The 17518-nt window shown below is 58.8% G+C and carries 18 protein-coding genes; 1 reads left to right on the top strand and 17 read right to left on the bottom strand.

All coding sequences use genetic code 11. The features are described from left to right. Positions 1-46: 46 nt before the first annotated feature. From K5E80_RS01075 to K5E80_RS01030, 10 genes are all read right to left on the bottom strand, one after another. Complete coding sequence (locus K5E80_RS01075) at positions 47-2239, bottom strand: SLC26A/SulP transporter family protein (RefSeq protein ID WP_246590816.1); 2193 nt, start codon at positions 2237-2239, stop codon at positions 47-49. Between the two features lie 45 nt (positions 2240-2284). After that, positions 2285-2536, bottom strand: coding sequence for a hypothetical protein (locus K5E80_RS01070; RefSeq protein WP_220634414.1), 252 nt, complete (start codon positions 2534-2536; stop codon positions 2285-2287). A gap of 8 nt (positions 2537-2544) precedes the next feature. Then, positions 2545-3393: a 3-hydroxybutyryl-CoA dehydrogenase gene (locus tag K5E80_RS01065; protein ID WP_220634413.1), complete on the bottom strand. Its 849-nt coding sequence runs from the start codon at positions 3391-3393 to the stop codon at positions 2545-2547. A 190-nt stretch (positions 3394-3583) separates the two neighbouring features. Then, positions 3584-3847 (bottom strand): DUF3144 domain-containing protein, encoded by a 264-nt coding sequence (locus tag K5E80_RS01060; protein ID WP_220634412.1) that lies wholly within the window; start codon positions 3845-3847, stop codon positions 3584-3586. Positions 3848-3887: 40 nt separating this feature from the next. Beyond that, on the bottom strand, positions 3888-4109 hold the full coding sequence (locus K5E80_RS01055; protein WP_220634411.1) for a hypothetical protein: 222 nt from the start codon (positions 4107-4109) through the stop codon (positions 3888-3890). A 2-nt stretch (positions 4110-4111) separates the two neighbouring features. After that, the gene (locus K5E80_RS01050) at positions 4112-4462 is read right to left on the bottom strand and encodes an FKBP-type peptidyl-prolyl cis-trans isomerase (RefSeq protein ID WP_281420159.1); all 351 of its coding nucleotides are present in this window, start codon (positions 4460-4462) and stop codon (positions 4112-4114) included. Positions 4463-4609: 147 nt separating this feature from the next. After that, positions 4610-4858 carry a DUF3297 family protein gene (locus tag K5E80_RS01045; RefSeq protein ID WP_220634410.1) on the bottom strand — a complete coding sequence of 83 codons (249 nt, stop codon included), beginning with the start codon at positions 4856-4858 and terminating at the stop codon, positions 4610-4612. A gap of 16 nt (positions 4859-4874) precedes the next feature. Beyond that, complete coding sequence (locus K5E80_RS01040) at positions 4875-5312, bottom strand: hypothetical protein (protein ID WP_220634409.1); 438 nt, start codon at positions 5310-5312, stop codon at positions 4875-4877. A 51-nt stretch (positions 5313-5363) separates the two neighbouring features. Continuing rightward, the gene (locus K5E80_RS01035; protein ID WP_220634408.1) at positions 5364-5597 is read right to left on the bottom strand and encodes a hypothetical protein; all 234 of its coding nucleotides are present in this window, start codon (positions 5595-5597) and stop codon (positions 5364-5366) included. A 5-nt stretch (positions 5598-5602) separates the two neighbouring features. Beyond that, positions 5603-5941 carry a zinc ribbon domain-containing protein YjdM gene (locus K5E80_RS01030; protein WP_220634407.1) on the bottom strand — a complete coding sequence of 113 codons (339 nt, stop codon included), beginning with the start codon at positions 5939-5941 and terminating at the stop codon, positions 5603-5605. A gap of 726 nt (positions 5942-6667) precedes the next feature. Between K5E80_RS01030 and K5E80_RS01025 the strand changes: the two genes are divergently transcribed. Then, the gene (locus K5E80_RS01025) at positions 6668-7168 is read left to right on the top strand and encodes a pyridoxamine 5'-phosphate oxidase family protein (protein WP_220634406.1); all 501 of its coding nucleotides are present in this window, start codon (positions 6668-6670) and stop codon (positions 7166-7168) included. 198 nt (positions 7169-7366) lie between these two features. On the opposite strand, the gene K5E80_RS01020 is transcribed toward K5E80_RS01025, so the two are convergent. From K5E80_RS01020 to K5E80_RS00990, 7 genes are all read right to left on the bottom strand, one after another. Then, positions 7367-8740: an MmgE/PrpD family protein gene (locus K5E80_RS01020; RefSeq protein ID WP_220634405.1), complete on the bottom strand. Its 1374-nt coding sequence runs from the start codon at positions 8738-8740 to the stop codon at positions 7367-7369. A gap of 2 nt (positions 8741-8742) precedes the next feature. Next, positions 8743-9720 (bottom strand): DMT family transporter, encoded by a 978-nt coding sequence (locus K5E80_RS01015; RefSeq protein ID WP_220634404.1) that lies wholly within the window; start codon positions 9718-9720, stop codon positions 8743-8745. Further along, a complete protein-coding gene (locus K5E80_RS01010) occupies positions 9720-11441 on the bottom strand; it encodes an aldehyde ferredoxin oxidoreductase C-terminal domain-containing protein (RefSeq protein WP_220634403.1) in 1722 nt (573 codons plus the stop codon). Before K5E80_RS01010 ends, K5E80_RS01015 begins: the two co-directional genes overlap by 1 nt. A 44-nt stretch (positions 11442-11485) precedes the next feature. After that, on the bottom strand, positions 11486-12643 hold the full coding sequence (locus tag K5E80_RS01005; RefSeq protein ID WP_220634402.1) for an acyl-CoA dehydrogenase family protein: 1158 nt from the start codon (positions 12641-12643) through the stop codon (positions 11486-11488). 12 nt (positions 12644-12655) lie between these two features. After that, the gene (locus K5E80_RS01000) at positions 12656-14755 is read right to left on the bottom strand and encodes an acetate--CoA ligase family protein (RefSeq protein WP_220634401.1); all 2100 of its coding nucleotides are present in this window, start codon (positions 14753-14755) and stop codon (positions 12656-12658) included. Next, on the bottom strand, positions 14752-15603 hold the full coding sequence (locus tag K5E80_RS00995) for a p-hydroxycinnamoyl CoA hydratase/lyase (RefSeq protein WP_220634400.1): 852 nt from the start codon (positions 15601-15603) through the stop codon (positions 14752-14754). The genes K5E80_RS01000 and K5E80_RS00995 overlap by 4 nt, the downstream gene beginning before the upstream one ends. Positions 15604-15825: 222 nt before the next feature. Further along, positions 15826-17454: an AMP-binding protein gene (locus K5E80_RS00990; protein WP_220634399.1), complete on the bottom strand. Its 1629-nt coding sequence runs from the start codon at positions 17452-17454 to the stop codon at positions 15826-15828. Positions 17455-17518: the final 64 nt, after the last annotated feature.

Below are 17518 nucleotides of genomic sequence, written 5' to 3'. Positions count from 1 at the left end.
TTGGGCGCCAGCGCCACGGCGGGACAGATGGCAGAGCCTCCGCAAGTCATGATTCGAGCATGCGCAGTTCTGCATTCGTGTAGCGCAGCCGGCTCGCCAGCACACTGGCCAATCCCTCCATCAACCCGAGCGCCAGCTTCTTGTGCTCTTCGGCAAACTTGTCGAAAACCTTGCGCGAGAGCACGTAGAGTTCAGCGTCCGAAAAAGCGATGGCATCCGCCGAACGCCGATCGCCATCGAGGAAGGCCATCTCGCCGAAGAAAGCGCCGCGGCCGAAGGTGCCGAGATGATGACTTTGCTTGTCGCTAATCGGCAGCACGATCCGCACGGCGCCGCGCCGGATCAGGAACAGTTCGTCGCCGGTTTCGCCGCGCGCGAAGATTTTGTCGCCGGCCTTGTAAGAGCGTTTCTCCGTGCATTGTTCAAGGGCCAGCAGCGTCTCGGCCTTGCGCCCGCTGAACAGTTCAATTTCTCCCAGCCCAAGCGCCTCCCGCTCGCCGAGTTTGCATAAGGCTTCGTCGAGGACGCGATTCTCAACCCATTCCAGCGCATCGTCGAGTTCGTTGAACACGCGGACCGGGCTTTCCGGCCGCACCAGTCCGACCTGATCGAAGTATTGCTGCATGTCGCGGCCGGAGGGCAGGCTATGCGGCAATTGGCTGAAGATCAGGAAGCCCTGACGTTCAGCGAGCATGTCCTTGACCTGGTCGAGCATATGCACGGCAGTGACGTCGACAGTCTGCACGCGGCGCATGTCGAGAATGACGAAATCCCGCGTCTTCAATTCCGGCTCCAGCGCAGTGTAGAGCTGGTCGGCAGTGCCAAAGAAAAGGCCGCCCTGGAGTTCGACAATGACAGTCAGATTCCCCCTTTCGGTGAGAATCTCCATCTCTTCGCTCGACCTTATGCATTTGGAGAAGTTCTCGTTGCCATAACTCTTGCGATGCACAATGGAGCCGCCAATCTGTTCGCGCACGAACAGCATGACGGCCAGCACGATGCCCACGCCCGATGCCGCGATCAGGCTCACCGTCAGCGCCGTGGCAACCACCGCCGCGATGACGCCGAAATCGAGGATGGTCGAGCGCTGCCTGAGGAACTGGAAGCTGTGGCGGTCGATCATGCGCACGCCGACGACGATCAGGATCGCTGCCAAGGCCGCCACCGGCACCCAGGAGATCAGCGAGCCGAACAGCAGGAAGGCCAGCAGAGACAGCGCCCCTTCCATGAATCCGGAATAGCGGCTCCTGGCCCCGGCGGACAGGTTGACCAGCGTGGCGCCCATCTGGCCGGCGCCGGGCATGCCGCCGATGACCGCAGAGGCCACATTGCCCAGCCCCTGGCCAATGAGTTCGCGGTTCGAGTCGTGGCGGCTATGGGTCAGCGCATCGAGCACGACGCAGGTCTTCAGGGTATCGATGGAAAGCAGCACCGCCAGCGTCAATGCCGGTACCGCAACATAGCCAAGCTCCCTGATGCCGATGTCACCCAAGCCCTGCCAGCGGGCATGCAGGGCATCGACGAAACTGCCGGTGCCAGCGCCGGTAAGAGGTCCGATCACCAGTGGATTGTGGACATTGAGCAAAGCAGCATCGCCCAGCGACAGGCCAAAATAGGCCACTATGCCTGCCAGTAGTGCCAGGATAGCTGCCGGCACACGCTGGGTGACGTGCGGGGCAAACAGCATCGCCAGCATGGTCACCGCGCCCACCGCCACACCCTGCCATGCCCATAGCGCAGGAACGCTGAGCGCCTGCGAAAAAATAGTTCCAGACGGCGCGCCGAGAAACTTCGGCACCTGGCTGCCTATGATGACCAGTCCGACACCGGACAGGTAGCCGCTGACGACGGGATAGGGCATGTACTTGATGAACTGGCCGAACCCGATGCTGCCGAAGATGATTTGCAGCAAACCCGCAGCCATGCCGAGTACGGTCAACAGCAGAATCACTGCTGTAGCGGAAGCGCCACCCTGCATCTGCTCGATGGCAAAAGCGGCCAGCAGCGCCGCCGCCGGCGCGCAGGGCGCGCTGATCAGCCGCTTGGTGCCACCCATGATCGAAGCCACCAGTCCCAGTGCCGTCGCGCCGAGAATGCCCGCCAGCGCGCCGTAGGCGGCATAGGAGCCGCCCAGCGAGGCGTAGATGGTGACGCCGAAAGCAATCGCCGATGGCAACGCCACCAGCATGGCGGTCAAACCGCCCCAGAAATCGCCAGCATTGAGTTCAAGCGCTTTCACGGTGTTTACTCTCCCCTCGGATCCCTATCCGGCTACTCGATACTTTTAAATCGGTATTTCCTTGAACTCGTCCTCGGCAATCTGTAGCGCACCATCGGCGCCATTGACTACGGCATAAGACAGGCCGCCAGCCACCATGCTCAGGGGACAGGGCAGCGCATTCCAGCCACCATCAACAAACTGCCGGTAGACGGCTATCCAGCCGGGAGCGGTTTTTACGACGTCGTTGGCGAAGAATGCGCCGTTGCGGTCATCGACTACATTCAGCGGATCAAGGACGCCACGTGAACCACACATAAACCAAATCAATAATGATAAAAGCCGCGTCCGCTCTTGCGGCCGAGGTAACCCGCCGCGACCATTTCCTTGAGCATGGGCGCCGGGCGATAACGCGGGTCGTTGAAGCCTTCGTATAACACTTCCATGATCGACAGCAGCGTATCAAGGCCGATCAGGTCGGCCAGGGCGAGCGGGCCGAGCGGATGATTGCAACCCAGCTTCATGCCGACGTCGATGTCCTCGGCCGTGGCGATTCCCTCTTCGAGCACGGATACCGCTTCGTTGATCATCGGGCAAAGAATGCGGTTGACCACGAAGCCGGGGCGGTTCTTCACCGTGATCGGCGACTTCCCGAGCGATAAGGCAAATTCCCTCACCCTGGCATGCGTCTGATCCGACGTTTGCAGGCCGCTGATCAACTCCACCAGCGCCATCATCGGCACCGGATTGAAGAAGTGCATGCCGATGAAACGCGTCGGATGATTCAGCGTCGCCGCCATTTGCGTAATCGAAATCGACGAGGTGTTGGTCGCTATGACGGTGTGTTCGCCAACATTTTCCTCGACCTGCTTGATGATGCGCAGCTTGAGCGGCAGGTTTTCCGTTGCCGCTTCTATCACCAGATCGGCGCCGGCGATGTCGGCATAATTCGTCGATCCCTTGACCAACGCCAGAATCCCCTCTTTCTGCGTTTCGGTCATCTTTTCCTTCTTGACCAGGCGGTCCAGGCTGCCGGCGATGGTTGTCAGTCCGCGCGCTACGGCAGCGCCGGCTACATCGATCATCACTACCTGCTTGCCGGCACCCGCACAGGCCTGCGCGATACCGTTGCCCATCGTTCCTGCGCCGATTACGGCGATTTGTGCAATTGTCATTTGCCTTCCTATCGGTTGTGTATTGAAGATCACATATTGCGGCGATACTTGCTGCCGACCCCATATAGGGTACTGGTGATCTGGCCCAATGAGCAGTAGCGCGCTGCATCCAGCACCGCAAATACCTTGCCAGACATATGTATATTGATTACGCGGCAGACGGCACCCGGGGTGACGCAAATGGAACCGGCTACCCCTGGGGCTCCATCACGGATCCGACATCCCCTTTTATGTTCGAAACAAGTGCCTTGCGGTATTCCGAGACATAGAACTCCACTGCCTGCGCCTGGTTTCGTTCAGTCCCTCCGTTGGAGATGAAATTAAAGGCGTTATAGCGGCCGGCCGCGAACAAAATAGCGGCACTCGCTTCACCGCAACTTCTCTCCCTGGCCAAGCGATTGGCAAGATCGATGAACTCGTCAACAAGTTTCAGGAATTCAGGAGGGTAGGCCATGGCAGGCTCTCATTGGTGCGATGGAATTCATCATCAACCGTTACGGCTGGGTTTCCTTAAGGATTCTCACCTTGGCTTGCGCCTCGGCCTTGTTGGTTTCGGTCACAACCCGGCCAAACGCGTCTCTTTGAGCTATTCCCGCCTTGGTGGCCTGAATGCTCTTGAGGCAACGCCAGCGTTTGCCCGTCTTGGTGACAATCAGGCGCATCTCTTCGATGGGATGATGCTTGACGCAGTGGTAGCAGTAGGCAGTTTGGGCCATGATCAGCAAATGCCCAACAACTCAACTTCAAATACCAATGTTGCATTGGGTGGAATCACGCCGCCTGCACCGCGTGCGCCATAGCCCAACTCGGGCGGAATGGTGAGTTTTCGCGTGCCACCGACTTTCATGCCCTGCACACCCTCGTCCCAGCCGGCGATCACCTGACGCTGACCCAAGCCAAATTCGAACGGATCATTGCGATCCTTGCTTGAATCGAATTTCTTCCCACCGATCAGCCAGCCGGTGTAATGCACTGAAACGTACTGACCGGTTTCAGCCACGGCACCCTCGCCCACTACGATGTCCTCGATTACGAGGCCACTGCTGGTTGTCACACTGCCCATATTCATTCCTTTTCTATCCAAATTAAATATTATTGGCTTTGCTCGATAAAGTCATGCGCAATTTTAATACATCAGTTCTGACCGCCAGTTGGGGCCGATTCAACGTTACGAATGCGCAGACACAGAACCCAGGGCAAATCGAACAGGAGTCACTTAGCGATAAAACGCTTCGACTTTTCCCTTCAACTTGATCATCAGCGGATTGCCCCTGCGATCCAGTTTCTTGCCTGCCGGAACCATGACCCAGCCCTCGCTGATGCAGTACTCCTCAACATCCATGCGCTCCCTGTCATTCAATCGGATACCTACGTCATGTTCAAATACGGTGGCGACGTGATAGGGACTGCGCGGGTCAATTGATAGACGGTCGGGCAGCGGGGGATATTGAGTGGCTTCGTTCATAAGTGATTTTCCCCAGTCATGTGCGTAGCGGGTGCATCCAGACGAACATCACTTGGCCTTGAGATTCGGCGAGCCGGGCCAGTTCGCCAAGTTCAACCACGAGGGCTTGCACTTCTTCAACTGCCCAACCATGGATTTCGAATGCTTCGGTGGCAGCAAGTTCCTCACCCACCAGTTCGAGTGCTTCTTCCTCAAGCAGTGCCAGCTTTCCGGCTATCTTGTCGGGAATCCGTAACACCAGCACTCCTTCGTCTTCCGCCACGAAGACGGGTTCATAAGCACTCTGTGCCTGCTCCAAGTCGTCGTCTGTCAGCAGGCAATGCAGCGTTGCGAGCTTCTCGCTATCGATCTCCCGCGCTTCAATACCGCTCCATTCTTCTGCCGGATGTTCCGATGCGCCGATAGCATCAATCTCGTCTTCGTTTGCTGTAATGATGTTGACCAGAAGTCCCATATTGCACGCCCATGCTCAATTTACTCAATAATCCCCAGCCAGAAGCAACTGTCACAGTTGGGTTACCTTAAGGATTCTCAGCTTGGCTTGTGCTTCGGCCTTGTTCAGTTCTGTCACGCCCCGGCCAAAGGCTTCACGTGCCTTGCGGTCTTGCTTTGTCGCCTCAATGCTCTTGAGGCAACGCCAACGCTTGCCCGTCTTGGTTACTAATTGGCGCATTTCCTCAATAGGCTGATGCTTTCCGCAATGGTAGCAGTAGGCTGTTTGTGGCATAGGTTGAGACATATCGATTACGCTTTCTTCACAAATTCAGATTTCAGAGCCATGGCTCCAATGCCATCGATTTTGCAGTCGATATCGTGATCGCCTTCGACCAGACGGATATTCTTCACCTTCGTTCCGACCTTGACTACCGACGATGAGCCCTTGATCTTCAAATCCTTGATCACGGTCACGGTATCGCCGTCCTGAAGCACATTCCCATGGGCGTCGTGCACGATGCGTTTTTCGTCAGTGCTCTCTGTGGCCACCTTCGACCATTCGTGGGCGCATTCCGGACAGACATACACATCGCCATCTTCGTAGGCGAATTCAGAACTGCATTTCGGACACTTGGGTAACGCGCTCATGGGTTGTTTCCTGTAATTGCAAGCCTTTAACGATTTTCAGAGAGGTCTCCCGGCGGGCTATTTGTATCCCCCCCCGTAAACACAAAAACCCAACCGCAATGGCTGGGCTAAGTGCAAAAACCACAAAAAACTCTTTGGCTCCCCGACCTTGCCACACTAAGAACCGCGAGGATTAGGTTTCCCCTGAAACTGGCGGCGTGATTTTACGTTATGTAGCGACATAATATGGACTTTTAATGTCGCTGCCCCTGCCGACAGTCGGCAGGATGGCAAAGTCTGACCATTCCAAGAGGCTTGACCAGGTCACGTTCCACTGCGGTTCGTGTAAATGGGTGTTTTCCGAACGGCCGCTGCGCATCGACGCTGCGCCGGAGCGGGCGTGGCATCCGTACCTGTATTTTGCAAGTGTCCCGTATGCGGCGAGGAGGCGGAGCAGGCATCGTGGGAAAAGGCGCTGCGTACCCGCTTCAACGGCATAAAGCACAGGCTGTCGGCGAAGACGGCGATGTATTTCCCGGCCAAGCCAGACCGTACCGCGATTGTAACGAAAGGCCAAGCTTAACCGGCTTCAGACCATCAGGCTTGCCGATGGTCAATAAATTATAATTATGACTTTAAAATTAGATGCCTCGTACACCGTTTTAAGAGTGGATTGCATGGCCATATGATGGACATGCGTTAGCCCGAGATGCCAATCGAAATTCACATGGAAATGAGCTGGAAGAGATGAGTGTGCGCGGACAATTGCTGGAATACCTCAGCACCCATAACGTAATGACGCTTGCCACAATCGGCGAGGATGGGCCGTGGGCATCAGCAGTATTTTACGTCCATGAAGGCACAACACTTTTCTTTCTCTCGTCTCCAACGACACGACACTGTAGAAATATTCAGTACCACCCGCGAGTCGCAGCGACTGTTCAGGAGGACTATTCACAGTGGGATATGATCAAAGGCATCCAGATTGAAGGAGTGGCATCACGGTTGAACGCCGAGGAAAGCCGCCGCATCGCAGATATCTATATCCGAAAATTTACCTTCTTGAAATCTCTCAAAATCCCAATGGAATTAGGGGCAGCCATGCAGAAGGTCGCATGGTATAGCTTGACCCCTGATTTCCTTTACTGGATCGACAACTCACGTGGATTGGGGAACAGGGAACGGATCGACGCAGACGATACACACAACAGCCAGACGGACACACGACACGACGCTGGCTCGAAATAGCGATGCTATTCCTGGCTACCTGAGCAGTTACCAGAATTCAGAAACAGGAGCGCATGAGCGCGACAGAAAATCGGGAAGAATACAACGACCGCCATTCTTGAGTTGTCGCTGATTTTTGCCGGTCAAAACCATCTCGTCATTGATGGCGGCATTCCATGTTCCAATCCACTGCGGCGTCAATAATTATCAGAAAGATGACTAGGCGAGCAGGCTGGTGATGACGCGCACGTCGGCGACGTCCTCAAGGGCTTCAAGGTGGCTCAGCGCCTGTTCCGCCTTTTCCGTCGGCACGATCCGGGAATAGGCTACGTTGTCGCGGAACTTGGCGCGGATATCCTCGTCCGACAGCGGCGTCCGGGCGATGTCGCCTCTGGGAAAGCCGGTATCGCCGGACAGCACCCGGCCGTCGGCCATGGTGACCTTGACCTCCGCCGCCAAGGCCCTGCCGGGTTCGAGCGGTATCAGTTTCATCCGGTCGATCAGGGCGTGGATGGCCGGGTCGTGCAAGCAGGCGTCGGTGAAATAGGCCGGCTTGACCGCGCGGCGCAGCAGCGCCGTAGCGACGGTGTAGCGTACGCTGAAGGCACCCTCGATCTGCGGCGCCTCCGCCTGCGCGGGCGCGAAGGGTTGGCCGGTAAAGCCGTCGATGATCCACGGGGGCACGATGACCGCGATTTCCCGCACCTCGTCGCTGTTGATCTCCTGCGCATGGGCAATCTTCAACGCAGCGTCGATGGCCGAATGCGTGGCACGGCAGGCTGAGTGGGGTTTGATCACTCGGTCGGCGTAGAAACGCCGGCCGAGATCCTTGGTCAGGCCGGAGGTATCGTGATCGCGGCAGTAGAGCTTGAAGTAACCGTTCCGGCCGAGGAAGGGATCCTTCGTCCCGGTGAAACCCCGAGCGGCGAGCTCAGCCGAGAAGATGCCTGTCCTCGACGCCAAGGCCATGCACAACTTGAAACTCATGGCCTTGTCCCAGACGCCGTCCATGCTGCCCGCGGCCTGGTTCAAGGCAATGCCAAAGGCATGCAGGGTCTCCTTCTGCCCAAGCCCCATCAGCCGGCAGGCGATCGCCGCGGCGCCAAAGCAATTGACCGTACCGGTGTTGTCCCAGCCGAGGCTGAAGTCGAAGCCGGTGGCCATGGCTACGCGCGCCGCCAAGTCGTCGCCGACGATCAGCGCGGCGAGGAGGTCCTTGCCGCTCGCCCCCTGCCATTCGGCGACAGTCACCGCCGTCGGCACGGTTGTGCCGCTGATGTGAGCGGGACTCGATTTCGTTTCGCCCTCGGCTTCCACCGGCTCGAAGTCGAAGGAGCGTGCCATCAAGCTGTTCAGCATGGCGGCGTTGTGAGCCGGTGCCCTCAAGTCGTGGCTGAAGATCGTGCTCTGGCCGGTACCACCCCAGCTACGGACCATGTCGACGGCGCCGTGGCAACCGGGGGCGTTCGCCCCGGCGATCATGCAGCCGAGGGTATCGATGATGCGCCACTTGGCCCGGGCCACGGCTTCCTTGGGTATCGATTCGTACGCCGTGTCTATGACGTTGGCGACCAGTTCTTCGGCAATGCTCATTATTAGACCTCTCTGCCGTCTTCAGTAAACTGGGGAAACGGAGCCCCGATCAGGACTTTGGGTGGAAACGGTGGATGGCTCTGCCAATTCGAGGCGATCAGCAGTAGGCCGCTGCCCGCGATGATGGCCATACCCAGGTAGGACCAAGCATCGGGGAGTTGGCCGAATATCAGCCACCCGAGCAGTGTCGCCCAGAACAGGTGGCCATAATTGAGCGGCGCCAGAACCGACGCCGGTGCATGACGAAAGGCGTGGATCATCAACAAATGACCAACGGTGCCGAATAGGCCAAGCAGGGCAATGAGCATGGCATCGCCCGCATTGGGCAGGTGCTCTGGCCAGAACCAAGGCAGGCTTAAACTTAACGCCACCGTTCCGCCGAGCGCCGTATAGATCAGCGTGGTCAAGGGACCATCAGTCATCGACAGTTGCCGCGTCTGCATCTGATAGAGGGCGCTACAAAGCGCCGCACCCAGAGCGAGCAGAACGCCGGCAGTTGATAGCGCTCCACCAGGCCGGGCGATCAGCAGGGCGCCGCAAAACCCGATAATGATCACCAGCCAGCGCTTTAGGCCAACCTGCTCGCCCAAGGTACGTCCCGCAATGAGCGCAAGTAAGAACGGCGAGATAAGGAATATGGCAGTGGTCTCCGCTAACGGCATAGTGCGTAGGGCCGAGAGCAGAAACAGCGACACCCCTAAAATTAATAGCGACCGCGTAATTTGGATCCGCAGCGAGCGAGTGTTGAACAGTTGCATGCGTCGTGAAGGCGCAAGGAAAATGACTACCAGCAAGCATTGCAGTGTAAATCGCGCCCAAATCAGCAGTGGCAATGGAAAGCGCTGTGCCAGATATTTCGCGGTGGCGTCATGGGCGGCGAGGAAAAGCAAGGCCAGCAAGATGAATAGGACGCCTCGATAAGTGTGGCCCTTGGCGACTTGCATGTCAGGCGTCCATTCGGCGGGCACGGCGCCACTCATCAAAAAACCGGGACCGCCAGTTGCTCCTGCAAGCAGCGGCTGACCTCGGCAGCGCTGTGGCGTGCCACCTTGCCGCTGGGAGGAAGTGCCTCGGTATAGAAGAAATCCGGCAGCCCATTGTCATCCTCGGTAAATCCTGCCGCCTTATTGAATTCCCATTCCAGCAACAGCGTCTCGCGCCCCAGGGTTTGCAGGAAGGATGGCTGAAGGTCGGTTCCACAGGCAGCATTTAGTGCCTTGATGATCAGCTCGTCGCTGACGGCGGTGACGGCACGCCCGAATATGCACAGCCCCAGCGAATCTGCTGTGGCCGCCGCGATTTGCGCCGCAAGACCGACGGCGACCAGTTCCGCGGTGGTCTTGCCGGTGCAGTCGAAGGTCGCCGCGGCGCCTGCAGTATGGTCAGCGCCTTGGGCGGTCAGCATCATGGAAATGCCGGTGACCTCGATCACCCGGGGGTCGTAGGCGCTAATGGCCTGGCCCTTTATGGTAGGAACCCGCCGCACCTTGTAATAGGTGCCGACACGTGCCGCTCCCTGGGCCAGGAGGAGACCGCGTTCGTTGCCCCGCCGAATGTCTTCCAGGGCTTCCAGCAGGAAGTCCATATCGCCGAACGCAGCTTGTCCGTCTTCCAGTAATACGCCAAGCACGGCCCCCGCTTCTATGGAGTCCACGCCCAGATCGTTGGCCACGGCGTTCAGCCGGGCCACGTCGTCCGGATGCGTAAGGCCCAAGTTGCTTCCCATCAGGCCGAGCGACTCGTATTCGAGCGGCGAAACCAATTCTTTGCCGTCCCGATCGACATAGACATTGCTGCATTCGATCTGGCAACCGGGCATGCAGGCATGCGTCGGTTCCCCGCCGCGGCTCAGATTGACGGCACGGACGTGATCGCCGCCCAGATTGAAGGTTCCCTTGGCTGGGTTGACCTGCTGGCCACGGCTGAAGTTGTTCACCGGCAGCGCACCGGTCAAGTTCATCACGTCGCCCATGGTCGCCGTGCCGAGGCGCCTGAAGCTCTCCATCATTGGTTCTTTTGCGATCCTGGCGCCATATTCACGGATCTCGCCCATGAGCTTCTTGCGATCATGGAAAGATGGCATCTTGTGCAGGTCGACGACGATGGCCTTCACCTTCTTGCTGCCCATGACCGCACCGACGCCGCCGCGGGCGGCTAGACGCGAGGGTCGTCCATCGGTGTCGGTGAAGGAGATGCCAGCCATGAGTCCCAGATATTCACCAACGGGGCCGCAGAGGGCAATGCTGATCCTTTCGCCATATTTTTCGAACAGGCGCTTTGCCGCCTCATCGGTGCCCAGTCCCAGATAGGGCTCGGCAGATTCGAAAGAGACGGCTCCCTCCCGGGTGATGCGGATGACGACCCAGTCGGTCGATGCCCCATGCAGCGTAAGTCCGGCGATTTCGCTCTGGCCTAGGGCAACTGCGAATGTCCCACCGGAATTGGCTTCCTTTATACCCCCGGTCAGGGGGCTCTTGCAGCCGACACTGATCCGATTGGCATTGGAGAAATTAGAGCCGGCGAACGGGCCGGCCGAAAAGATCAGGGGATTTTCCGGCGACAGCGGATCCACCGTGGCGATTCCGCCTGCGAGCAAAGTCCGGGCGATGAAGTGGCGGCCACTGCGAACCAGCGCTTCGCCCTCAAACTCCTCGCTCCCGGTTGTCCGTTGGGGGAGATGGATATGCAGATATTTGCGCATGCTGGCCTCCTGCTGAATTCAAACTGCCATCAATGATTTCGATATCATTCTTTTGGTTTCTTCAAGCCCATCAATCCGGCGATAAGATTGCGCAAGGTTTCCGAGGTACCGGCGGCGATAGTGGCACTGCGGGAATCGCGGAAGTAGCGCTCCATCGGGTATTCAGCGTTCAGTCCGAATGCACCCATGATATGCACACCTTGATTGGCCACCTTTGCATAGGTTTCCGACGCCAGCAATTTCGCTTCGGTAATCTCGCGAAGAGCATCACGTCCTTTGGACACCATCCATGCCGCTTTCATGGTCATGAGTCGGGCGGCATCAACCTCGGTCTGCATACTTGCGATGGTATGGCCGATGGCTTGGAACGTTCCGATCGGCTGGCCGAACTGAACGCGTTCCTGAGCATAACTTCGGACCAGATCGACGACCGCTTGGGCCCCGCCGCAACTGCTTGCCGCTGACACCGCCCGTTCCAGCTGGAGTCCTGACATCAGGCAGTCCCAGCCGCCGCCCTGGCCGCCCACGAGGCGATCGGATGGTACCAGGACGTCAGAGAAAAAGACTTCATACGTGCCTGCGCAACGCCGCCCCAGCATATCCAGCTTGCGAAGGTTGACGCCAGGGGCATCATTGTCGATCAGCAGCATCGACATTCCTTGCCGATAGGAGACGCTCCGATCGGTTTTCAGATACACGCTAAGCACGCAATCCTTGAGTCCGGCGCCCGTGTTCCAGAGCTTTTGGCCATTGATCACGTAGCCCTGCTGGTGTTGCGTTGCGAAGGTCTTCATGGCACCGACGTCAGAACCGGCGCCGGGTTCGGAGATGCTGATGGCGAACTTGTTGCGTCCATCCATGACCCGGGGCAACCAATAGGCCTTCTGCTCCTCGCTTCCCTTGCGCAGGATGTTCAATCCGCAGAAGACCGCGCTGGAGTACACCATGCACAAGTCCGTGCTGACGCGGGACAGTTCGTCAACGACCAAGGCTATATCAATGGCGCTGCCGCCGAGCCCGCCATACTCCACAGGAAATGGCAACTGAAGCAGCCCTGCATCAACCCACGCAGAGTAGACCTCGTAAGGGAAAGTCCGCTGAACGTCCCATTCGTGGATTTTTTCCAGTGGAGCGTGGCTACTCATGAGCTTTGCCACGCTATCACGCATCAATTCCTGTTCGTCTGTCAGGTCGAAGTCCATGTCTTGCTCCTTTCAGCGCACGTGAATCAGGGCATCGAGCGCCAGGACACCCTGTCCTTCCGGGTAAACGACGAGAGGGTTGATGTCGATCTCGGCGATCTCCGGATGCGATCGGACAAAGTCGCCAAGCTGTCGCACGGCGCTAGCAACTGCAGGCAAATCCTTCGCCAACGAACCGCGAAACGCACCCAACAGGGCGGCGCCTTTCAGCTTGCGCAACTGGTCGACGATTTGCGCTTCAGAACTGCAGACGGGCAGCACGCGCATGTCGCCAAACGCCTCCGCGGCGGTTCCGCCCATCCCGATCATGAGTACGGGCCCCCAGTCGCGGTCGTTCTTGGCACCAACGATGAGTTCCACGCCCTTGCGCCCCATCCGCTCGACGAGAACGCCTTCCAGAGACACACCCGGCGCCGCCTTGTCGAGATTCCGGTGCAACTGCTGCCATCCGGCGGCCAGGGCGTCGGCACTGTCGATACCCAGGATGACGCCGCCGGCATCACTCTTGTGCGAAAGGGACTCGGACTGGGCTTTTAGCGCCACCGGGTAGCCGATGCGGGCGGCGGCGGCCTGGGCCTCGGCCAGGGTCGCGGCCAATTCTCCCGCCGCAATCGGCAGGCCGGCGGCGGCCAGTACCCGCTTGGCCCGGTACTCAGGTATGACCCCGGTCGGCAGCCGCTCGGCGGCTGACGTGCAGGGTTCGCCGACGGCCAGGCCGCGATCCTTCCAGCGCGACAGCGTCGCTATTGCGCGCAAGGCACGCTCGGGCGAGCGAAAGAAGGGAACGCCGGCTTGCCGGATTTCGTCTATGTACTCCTGCGGAATCGGCGTGTCTTCGCCCAGCATGGCAAAGATCATGGCGCGCTGCGGCGCAAAGTGGCGCACCACGTCCACCACCGGCGGCATCTTGAGCCGCGCCATCTGGTCGCTGGAGAGAATGATGGAGACCAGGACGCTGCCACAGCGCGCGTCGGTAAGGAGCGGCTCGATGGTCTTTGCGTAGATGCCGGGATCGACCAGCGGCTGGGCGGTGAGATCGAGTGGATTGGACGGCATGATGAGGTTCGGCGCCACCACCGCGATCGCCTCTGCGGCGGCACCCGTCGGCTGCGGCAAGGGCAAGCCGAGTTCCGCGCAATAGTCGAATGTCATAGCCTTGAAGGCGCCCGATTCTCCCAGCACGGCTACTCCTCCGTGCGGCAGTACCTTGCAGCGCACTACCATCTCGGCGGCATCCACCAATTCCTCCATGGTGTCGACGACGAGGACACCATGGCTTTCGACGACGGTGCGCATCACCACATAGTCGCCAGTCATCGCTCCGGTGTGGGTCTCTGCCGCCTGGCGGGCTTCGGCCGACTTGCCCGGATGCAACAGCAGGATAGGTTTCCCCAGTTCCCGGGCACGCGCAGCCAGGGCAACGAAGCGTCGCGGATCCCTGAATTGCTCCGCGACCAGGACAATGACGCGCGTCTGGCTGTCTTCAAGCAGATAGTTGACAAAATCTTCAGCGCCGGTGCAGGCCTCGTTACCGGTGGAGATGGAGAACGAAATATCCAGATTGCGACCGTGCAGCGCAGCGCGGATGGCTGCGGCCATGGCGCCACTTTGGGAGATGAGGCCGATCCCCGGGGTCGACGGTGGGCGCGGTTCCGTCGCGCTGAAGGTCAGCGGAACGCCATCGGCATAATTGAGCATACCCAGGCAGTTCGGCCCTTCGATCACCATCCCGGCGCTTCTGGAGATGGCGGCGATCTCCTCCTGGGCAGCGCGGCCTTCATCGCCCAATTCCGCGAAACCACCCGAAAAAATGATCACTCCACCCACCTTGCGCAGGGCACATCCCTTTACGGCCGCGAGTATTGCCTTGGCAGGAATGGCGAGCACGACGCAGTCTATGCCCTCGGGCAGCGAGCTGGTGTCCGGCACGCAGCGACGCCCGGCTATTTCGCTGCGCGTCGGATGGATAAGACAGATATCACCCTTGAAGGCGAATCGCTCCAGGTTTGCCAGAACCGCTCCACCCAGAGATCCGGGTTTGGTGGACATGCCTGCTACCGCCACCGAGCGGGGGCGCAACAGGCGGTCCATCGGCGAGCGAGTTGCTGTCATTTGCGCTCGTAGTTGCCGAGACCGGGCTTATAGGTCTTGTCGTCAAGAAACTGCTTCATGCCCTGTGCGCGACCGCTTTCCGGATCGGCAGCGGTGGTCTGATCGCCCTTTGCCGACAGATACTCGGCCGCACCCTCCCATGACATTTCCAGAATGTGCTTGTAGGAAATCTTGGTCGCGCGAAGCACGAGGGGATTCTTGCCGAGCAGGTTCCTGGCCAACGCGCGCGTCTTCGCGACGAGTTCCTCCTTGGGGAAAGCCTTGTTGATGATGCCAATGCGTTCGGCTTCGCGCCCGTCGAATTTCTCGCCGGTCATCATGTAATAGAGCGCCTCGCGGTGATTGACGAGGGTCGACAGCGCCTTCGGCACGACGCCGCCCGGGATGATGCCCCAATTCACCTCGGACAGGCCAAAAACCGCGTCCTGATCGGCGTAGGCCAGATCGCAGCAGATCAGGGGCGTAAAGGCGCCGCCGAAGCACCAGCCATTGACCATGGCAATGGTGGGCTTGCCGTACCACATGAGCTTGCGCCATTGCCAGTTGCGATTTTCGCGCTGCGCGCGCAGGCGTTCAACATCCGACATGACGTCCGTCGCCCGGAAGAAGCCCTGCAGGTCCATGCCCGCGGAGAACGCTTCACCCTCGCCGGTAAGGACGACGACGCCACAGCGATCATCGAGCTCGAGGCTGTCGAGAACATTGTTCATTTCAGTCGACATGTTGAGGTCCATGGCATTGCGCTTGGTGGGGCGGTTGAGCTTCACCCAGGCAATGCCGTCTTCAAACTCTACTTTCACGTTATCCCCGCCCGGAACCGAAGGGGTCGAAGCGTTCATCATCTTCATGTTCATTTCATCCTCGTGTCATTGGTTGAAGTCATCAGCCTACTTGATATCAGGTAACCTGATATTGCGATCAAATCCTACCACGCGAAGAATGTTGACGCAATGATTTTGTGAGCATAGGGTACAAAAAAGTTTTTGGCGGGGTGGAAGCCAAATGTCATGGCGTGAAAACCGCGAAACACGTCGATGCCGCTGACCGCTGCCTAAGCACAGAGCAGTGCCTCATGCAGCAGCCAACTCCTTGGCGAGTTCGCGCAGCACGAACTTCTGGATCTTCCCCGTCGGGGTCCGCGGCATCTCCTCGATGATCTCCAGTCGCTCTGGCCAGAAGTGCTTGGAAAGTCCCTCACTGGCGAGGTGTGACTTGATGTCATCCAGGCTCAGCCGTTGCCCTGGACGCAAAGTAATGAAGGCACAGGCGCGTTCCTGTATCCGCGGATCGGGTATGGCGACGATGGCCACATCGGTGATCTGGGGCATTTTGTAAATGGCGCTCTCCACCTCCACCACCGGAATGTTCTCGCCGCCGCGGATGATGATGTCTTTATTGCGACCGCAGATGCGAATGTACCCTTCCTCGTCCATGCTCGCGATATCGCCGCTGTCGAACCAGCCCTCTTCGTCCAGCGCATACAAGTGCGGCCGCTTGAGGTAGCCGACAAACAGCGAGGCGCCGCGAAACTGCAGCGATCCGGGTTCGCCGCGCGGCGCTTCCTTGCCGTCGGCTGCGGCGATGCGCACCTCGACGCCGGGCAAGGCGCAACCGTCCGAATCATGCGCCTTGTGGTCTGACAACAGGGTTTGGGTTGCCGAGCAACACTCGGTCATCCCCCACGAGGAAATCACTTTGGCGTTCAGCTTTTGTTCTGCCCGTTTGACCACCACCGGTGGGATAGGCGCGCCCGATGAGACAAACAGGCGAAGGGCATCCAGCCGGCGTTTTTCGATGTCGGGGAAATTCGCCAGGTCGGCCAGGAAGGGCGTTGCGGCGAAGATATAGGTGGGCCCATGCGCTTCTATCAAGTCAACAGCGCGGGCCACGTTCCAGACATCAAGCAAAACTAGCGGGGCGCCCAAAATCATGGCCACTGTAAGGCCGTAGGAGAAGCCGACCTGATGCGCAAGGGGGGATGGCATGAAGAGGATGTCGTCACCGTTCAGCTGCATGCGCTGGATGAATTGCATAATGACGCCATTCAGGGTGTTGGAGGTATGCAACACGCCTTTGGGCTCGCCGGTCGTGCCGGAGGTAAATAACAGCTGCATGACGTCGTTCGGTTTGAGCGCCGTGCCTGCCGTCATGTCATTCGCCGGAGGATCATTAATCTGGCCGAAGGCTACCTCGAAGGCGTCATCGCGCTCGCCATCGATCACGATGACGTGGCGCAGGGTCGGCAATAGTTCCTGCAATTCTCTGGCCAAGTTCGCATGATCGAAACCGCGGAAGCGCTGCGGTACGATCAGCACCTTGGTTTCGGCGTGCTTGACCATGAAGCTCATCTCGCGCATGCGGAAAATCGGCATCAAGGGGTTGCTGATGGCACCAATACGCACACAGGCCAGATGCACAGCGACGAACTGCCACCAGTTGGGCAGCTGGAAGGAAACCACGTCGCCCTTTGCCACGCCGCGCATTGCCAGCCCAGCAGCAATTCTGGAGACCATCGCACCAAGCTGGCGCCAACTCAGACGCGTCGTTGTGCCATCTTCCTCGCGAAAGGCAACGATTGCCGTGGCTTCCGGCTTCTCCACTACCCAGCGGTCAAAGTACTCACTGATCACCAGGTCTGGCCAGACGCCGCGATGACGCTCAAGTTCAAGGCGCTCCGGCCCCAGAAAAACATCTTTCATATCCATCTCCGTTAGAAACATTTTAGAAAATCGTGTCCACCCACCTGTCGGTCATTGCCTAGCC

The organism is Georgfuchsia toluolica (genome assembly GCF_907163265.1).
Classification (GTDB): domain Bacteria; phylum Pseudomonadota; class Gammaproteobacteria; order Burkholderiales; family Rhodocyclaceae; genus Georgfuchsia; species Georgfuchsia toluolica.
This window is presented reverse-complemented; position numbering and strand designations above follow the sequence as displayed.

What these genes read in the sequence shown, in the direction of transcription:
- K5E80_RS01070 (WP_220634414.1), bottom strand. Translation starts at nt 2,536, where the DNA reads ATGTGTGGTTCACGTGGCGTCCTTGATCCGCTGAATGTAGTCGATGAC.
- K5E80_RS01065 (WP_220634413.1), bottom strand. Translation starts at nt 3,393, where the DNA reads ATGACAATTGCACAAATCGCCGTAATCGGCGCAGGAACGATGGGCAAC.
- K5E80_RS01060 (WP_220634412.1), bottom strand. Translation starts at nt 3,847, where the DNA reads ATGGCCTACCCTCCTGAATTCCTGAAACTTGTTGACGAGTTCATCGAT.
- K5E80_RS01055 (WP_220634411.1), bottom strand. Translation starts at nt 4,109, where the DNA reads ATGGCCCAAACTGCCTACTGCTACCACTGCGTCAAGCATCATCCCATC.
- K5E80_RS01050 (WP_281420159.1), bottom strand. Translation starts at nt 4,462, where the DNA reads ATGAATATGGGCAGTGTGACAACCAGCAGTGGCCTCGTAATCGAGGAC.
- K5E80_RS01045 (WP_220634410.1), bottom strand. Translation starts at nt 4,858, where the DNA reads ATGAACGAAGCCACTCAATATCCCCCGCTGCCCGACCGTCTATCAATT.
- K5E80_RS01040 (WP_220634409.1), bottom strand. Translation starts at nt 5,312, where the DNA reads ATGGGACTTCTGGTCAACATCATTACAGCAAACGAAGACGAGATTGAT.
- K5E80_RS01035 (WP_220634408.1), bottom strand. Translation starts at nt 5,597, where the DNA reads ATGTCTCAACCTATGCCACAAACAGCCTACTGCTACCATTGCGGAAAG.
- K5E80_RS01030 (WP_220634407.1), bottom strand. Translation starts at nt 5,941, where the DNA reads ATGAGCGCGTTACCCAAGTGTCCGAAATGCAGTTCTGAATTCGCCTAC.
- K5E80_RS01025 (WP_220634406.1), top strand. Translation starts at nt 6,668, where the DNA reads ATGAGTGTGCGCGGACAATTGCTGGAATACCTCAGCACCCATAACGTA.
- K5E80_RS01020 (WP_220634405.1), bottom strand. Translation starts at nt 8,740, where the DNA reads ATGAGCATTGCCGAAGAACTGGTCGCCAACGTCATAGACACGGCGTAC.
- K5E80_RS01015 (WP_220634404.1), bottom strand. Translation starts at nt 9,720, where the DNA reads ATGAGTGGCGCCGTGCCCGCCGAATGGACGCCTGACATGCAAGTCGCC.
- K5E80_RS01010 (WP_220634403.1), bottom strand. Translation starts at nt 11,441, where the DNA reads ATGCGCAAATATCTGCATATCCATCTCCCCCAACGGACAACCGGGAGC.
- K5E80_RS01005 (WP_220634402.1), bottom strand. Translation starts at nt 12,643, where the DNA reads ATGGACTTCGACCTGACAGACGAACAGGAATTGATGCGTGATAGCGTG.
- K5E80_RS01000 (WP_220634401.1), bottom strand. Translation starts at nt 14,755, where the DNA reads ATGACAGCAACTCGCTCGCCGATGGACCGCCTGTTGCGCCCCCGCTCG.
- K5E80_RS00995 (WP_220634400.1), bottom strand. Translation starts at nt 15,603, where the DNA reads ATGAAGATGATGAACGCTTCGACCCCTTCGGTTCCGGGCGGGGATAAC.
- K5E80_RS00990 (WP_220634399.1), bottom strand. Translation starts at nt 17,454, where the DNA reads ATGAAAGATGTTTTTCTGGGGCCGGAGCGCCTTGAACTTGAGCGTCAT.